Below are 328 nucleotides of genomic sequence, written 5' to 3' on the forward strand. Positions count from 1 at the left end.
CGATGCCGTTGTTGGCGCCGCGGGCGGTGTGCGGGCGGACGGGGGCGAGGGCGTCGCCGAGCAGGACGGCGTGGCCGCCGCCGACGGGCCAGACCATGCGCTCCGGTGGGGTGATGTCGAGGACTGGCACCGCCATGCGGGTGGTGGTGGCGTGGACGACGGCGGCGTGGTCGGCCGGGAGGAGTTGGTCGGCGTGGGTGTCGACGTGGGTGCGGGCGGCGGGGCTGACGTGTCGGGGTAGGGCGAAGACCCGGCGGGTGGGGTCGGCGCCGAACCGCTGCGCGTACTCGGTGCTGGTGCAGTTGAGGTAGAAGGTCCAGTCGCAGCC

1 pseudogene is annotated in these 328 nt (G+C 74.7%); it reads right to left on the reverse strand.

The window, feature by feature from the left end:
- Positions 1-328: pseudogene (locus tag ACLQ24_RS30490) on the reverse strand (monooxygenase); the annotation flags it as partial.

The sequence above is a fragment of the Micromonospora sp. DT4 genome, assembly GCF_049841675.1.
Classification (GTDB): domain Bacteria; phylum Actinomycetota; class Actinomycetes; order Mycobacteriales; family Micromonosporaceae; genus Micromonospora.